This is a genomic window from Methylotenera sp., assembly GCF_013141425.1.
In the GTDB taxonomy this organism is placed as follows: domain Bacteria; phylum Pseudomonadota; class Gammaproteobacteria; order Burkholderiales; family Methylophilaceae; genus Methylotenera.
Genome location: NZ_JABFRA010000142.1, coordinates 1 through 5,176, shown reverse-complemented (window position 1 = coordinate 5,176; position 5,176 = coordinate 1). Strand labels below are relative to the sequence as shown.

The 5,176-nt window shown below is 45.0% G+C and carries 2 protein-coding genes; both read left to right on the top strand.

What is annotated here, in order from left to right:
- The coding region (gene epsA / locus HOO90_RS12095; RefSeq protein WP_366928763.1) for an XrtB/PEP-CTERM-associated transcriptional regulator EpsA at positions 1-951 on the top strand (951 nt) is incomplete at its 5' end.
- Positions 952-1,333: 382 nt separating this feature from the next.
- The coding region (locus HOO90_RS12090) for a peroxidase family protein (RefSeq protein ID WP_292843414.1) at positions 1,334-5,176 on the top strand (3,843 nt) is incomplete at its 3' end.

Genomic DNA, 5,176 nt, shown 5'->3' with positions numbered 1-5,176 from the left:
CAAGTTTTAGCGTTCACTTTACCTTTGGGTGAGGAGCGTAGAGGCGGTGAGATGCCTCACAATGCGGAATTTTCAGAGAAACTGTTTTCCATCATTTGGTCTTCTTATGCCATACAAAAACATCTTGAATTTTATAACTGGCTACAGACTAGAGTCACTGAGGTATTGCCGCATGACGTAATGCTGGCATGCTGGGGCGACTTTAGTCAGGATAAAAGTAATCGCAATTTAAAGTATGATGTTGCCTCAAATATCGAAGGCATAAACACTAAGACATTATTTGACTCTCCTGAAAAAATGGATAACTTTATGCAGTGTTTGCATAAAGTGTGGGTGGAAAACAATCGCCGCTGGTTAGTGATTGATCATCTTAAAGAATACAACAGCGCAAGTTGCTTGCATGAAGATTTTCCCATCTTACCAGGCGAGCTAAATTCGTTGATGATTTATGGCGTGAGTGATGTGCGTAGCGGTGAAAATTGTCTTTATGTGTTTTTTAGTAAAGAGAATGTTATCAAGGCGCACGATTCGGTGATGGGCTTGCTTATGCCGCACATTGATAATGTGTTGCGAAAGATTCAGCATGTAATCCCAGCCCCCGCTCCAGAAGTGGCTAAAACGCCTTGCTTGGCTGATTGTGCGGACGATTGTTTGAGTGGTTGTTTTAAACTGAGTAGCCGTGAAACCGAAATTATGCATTGGGTGCGTTTAGGCAAAACGGATAAAGAAATCGCTATGATTTTGTACATCAGCGAGAATACGGTGAAAAGCCACCTGAAACATGTGTTTGAAAAACTCAAAGTCACCAAGCGCGCGCAAGCCATAGGTAAATTGAGTCAAAATCTTTTATCAAATGCTTACTTAGCGATTACTTATACAATGCATGAGTTCGCTGGATTTTTCTATCGATTTGATTATTTGGTTGGCTTTGCCTTAGTTGACTTTGTGTAAATAGATTTTTTGAAAGTTGACTTTACCAAAGTCTAGCTTGTTTTAAATATAATCAATTAAAACAAGCTAGTTAGAGTTATTTTATACAGTTTTTTAGCCAATTCAATACGAGCCTATTCAAGCTTGCCTTTTTGTTTTTGTCATATTCAATTCGACCACTTCTGGTCACTACATAGAAACCCTACCTTTGCACTAAGTACAAACCCTACTTTGGGACTACGTATATTTTCTACCACCTAGACATGTGATTGCGGGACTTTTTTAAAAGTCCAAAATACCTCCACGATTGTTAATGAATGTAAATCTACTGAACTAGATATTTAACAATTGAAATTTAAATAATTTTTTTGGAATTCACAATCTCTTTGTAAGGGGAACTATCATGGCTACAAATTTTTATGTCAACACTGCCGATCTGGTGAAAATCCTCGAGCAGATTAAGGTGGCTGAGCAGCATGCTGCTACTGGGGAGCTTAAAAACCTAGATGGCACTGCCATTAACCCATTAATGCCTACGGGCTTACGTACAGTAGACGGCAGCTACAATAGTTTGCTGCCTGGTCAGGAATTGTTAGGCGCGGCAGATCAAGTGATGCCGCGTATGTTAACCCCTGAATTTTTGAACGATGCGGATGGCGATGTGATGCCACTTGGCCCTCCTGGTTCTGGTGCACCAACAATTACTAACACTGATTATAATTTGCATCAAAGTGTTGCCGATGCAGACCCACGTATTATCAGCAACTTGATTTCTGACCAAACGCTGGGTAATTTTTCTGCTTTGTTCAAGGCCTTAGAACTGGCGGGTTCTGCAGACCCGTTGGGCGATGCAGCTTTAATTTTAAGCGATGCTGACCCGCTGGCAAAAGCCGCAGAATTAGGCTTAGACATCAGTGCAAATGGTAGCATCACTATTGAAAATCTTTCACCTGACATCGGCTTATCGCCCTCATTTAACGGTTGGATGACATTGTTTGGTCAGTTCTTTGACCATGGCCTTGACCTGATTCCTAAATCTGGCAATGGCACAGTTTATATTCCATTACAACCCGATGATCCCTTGTATGTGCCAGGTGGCCCGAACTTTATGGCACTGACCCGTGCGGCAACAGTAACAACCGCTGGTGCAGATGGCATCATGGGCACTGCGGATGATCAGACACACGAAACAATAAACACCACCACACCGTTTATCGACCAAAATCAGACCTATACTTCGCATGCTTCACATCAAGTATTTTTGCGGGAATATAAACTTGATCCAGACGGCAGACCTGCCGCTACTGGGCATTTGTTAGATGGTGCAAATGGCGGCATAGCTAATTGGGCTGAAATCAAGACGCAGGCACGTGACTACCTTGGGATTGAACTGAGCGATTTTGACATCGGCAACGTGCCACTGTTGCGCACTGACCCTTACGGTAAATTTATTCCTGCTGCCAATGGCTATGCACAAGTAATTGTAGGTGTGGGTGCTGACGGTATTGCCAATACTGCAGATGATCTTGTGGTCGTCGGAACACCTGGCTCACCAGTAAGCCCTAGTGCAGTTGGCGCTTTGCGCACTGGACATGCTTTCCTCGACGATATCGCCCACCATGCGGCTCCTGGTTTTTATGACCATGATGGTGATCCAACAACGGCAAAAATAGCTCAAGTGGCTGATACAGACGTTGATCTGGACGGTGATGGGGTCATCAGCACTGCAGAGAGCACGGCAGACGATGGCTTAGCCAGTACCTACGATAATGAATTACTCGACCGCCATTACATCACAGGCGATGGTCGCGGTAATGAAAATATCGGTTTAACCACGGTGCATACCGTATTTCATGCTGAACATAATCGTTTGGTAGAAGAATATAAACATACTATCTTAGATAGTGGTGATTTGGCGTTTATTAACGAATGGTTGCTGACTGACTTAGCAACTTTAGGTGATGTGCCTGCAGATCAAGCTGGTATTGACGCATTAAATTGGGATGGTGAACGTTTATTCCAGGCAGGTCGTTGGGTAACTGAAATGCAATATCAACATTTGGTATTTGAAGAGTTTGCCCGCAAAGTACAACCCGCGATTGACCCATTCGTGTTCTCCGCCTCGGCTGACCTAGACCCAGCGATTGTGGCCGAGTTTGCTCATGTAGTTTACCGCTTTGGGCATTCTATGCTGACAGAAACGGTTGATCGCTTTAATGCCGATAACAGCGTGGTTGGTGGCGAGCAAATTGGATTGATTGAAGCCTTCTTAAACCCTGTTGAATTTGATCAAAACGGTGCAGTTTCAGCTTCAGTAGCTGCTGGCCAAATTATTCGTGGTATGACTAGGCAAGTTGGCAATGAGATTGATGAATTTTTAACCGAAGCATTGCGTAACAATCTGGTGGGTTTGCCTTTAGACTTAGGTGCGTTGAATATTGCGCGTGGTCGTGATACCGGCGTTCCATCGTTAAATAACGCCAGGGCACAGTTTTATGAGGCAACGGGTGATTCACGCTTAACGCCTTATTCCAGCTGGGTTGATTTTGCTACCCACATTAAAAATCCATTGTCTGTGGTTAACTTTATTGCGGCTTACGGTACACATGAAAGCATTACCTTAGCCACAACATTGGAGGCTAAACGTGAGGCTGCCTTATTATTAGTAACTGGCGGCGTGGGTGAGCCTGCGGATCGCCTAGACTTCTTGAATGCTACTGGTGCTTATGCTGGTGGCAGTTTAGGCGGCTTGAATAATGTAGACTTCTGGATTGGTGGTTTAGCCGAAGAAAAACAAGAGTTTGGCGGCATGTTAGGTGCAACGTTTAATTTTGTGTTTGAATCACAATTAGAAAACTTGCAAAATGGCGACCGTTTCTACTACCTAAGCCGTACACAGGGTATGAACCTGCTTAATCAGCTTGAAGCGAACAGCTTTGCCGCATTGGTGATGCGCAATACTGACTTAGGTCAACCAGGCCAAGCGCACTTACCAGGCGATTTGTTCAATACCCCAGATCATATTTTGGAAATCGTCAAATCTGTTCAAGTGGGCGACGATCCAACACATGCTAACCCAATCCTTAACATCATCAAACCACTATTTATTCGTCGTGATGTGGATGGTGACGGTGATGATGACTTCCTGCAATACAACGGTGGTGCGCATGTGGTATTGGGCGGTTCAGAAGAAGCGGACACGTTAATTGGCGGCTTGGGCATCGATACCTTATGGGGCGATGGCGGTAATGACCGTTTGGATGGCGGATACGAAGCCGATAAAGTACATGGCGGCGACGGCGATGACATTATCACTAATTTAGGTGGCGATGACTTCTTGTTTGGTGAGGAGGGTAATGATGTTATCAGCATGGGCTCTGGTGTGGTGTTAGGCTTTGGCGGGCGCGGCAAGGACTTTATTATGACTGGCCCTGATACACAGGAGGTGTTTGCTGGTGAAGGAGACGACTTTATATTAGGTGGTAATGGCAGTGACACCTTGCTGGGTAACGAAGGCGACGACTGGATTGAAGGCGGTGAGGGCTTTGATGGCCTAGCAGGCGAAAACTCTGAACTGTTCTTTAATAGCCCCATCATTGGTCACGATGTGTTGAACGGGCAGGGCAATGATACCGACTACGACGGTGAATCTGGCGACGATATTATGGTGCAAGGCGCTGGTATTCAACGCAACAACGGTATGTTTGGCTTTGACTGGGCGATTCATAAAGGGGATAACGTTGCGGCCAATTCAGATTTAGGCATTCCGTTCTTCCCCGGTGCGCCTGAATTCACACTGCGCGACCGTTTCGATTCTGTTGAAGGGCTATCTGGCTGGAACTTAGATGACACACTAACTGGGCAATCTAAACTGGTACTCGGCGCACGCCCAGGTACGCCAGCAGATCAAGACCATCTAAAAGCAGGTAATGTACATCTAATTGACGGGTTAGCTGAATTGTTAGGTTATACCCAAGCAGAAGTTGATGCGATGGACCCCAATACCTCTTTGGTCGTCACTAATCTAGGTGCGGAAACTGGCACTGGCGGCGGCGAAATTATCATCGGCGGCGGTGGCAGTGATACCATTAAAGGTAATCTAAGTAATGATATTTTAGATGGTGACGCTTGGTTGAATGTGCGGATTGCGGTGAGTGGCGTTAATGGCTTAACCAGCATTGACAGCTTGAATGAGATCAAAGCACGCATGCTTTCTGGTGAAATTAATCCTAGTCAATTAAGTATA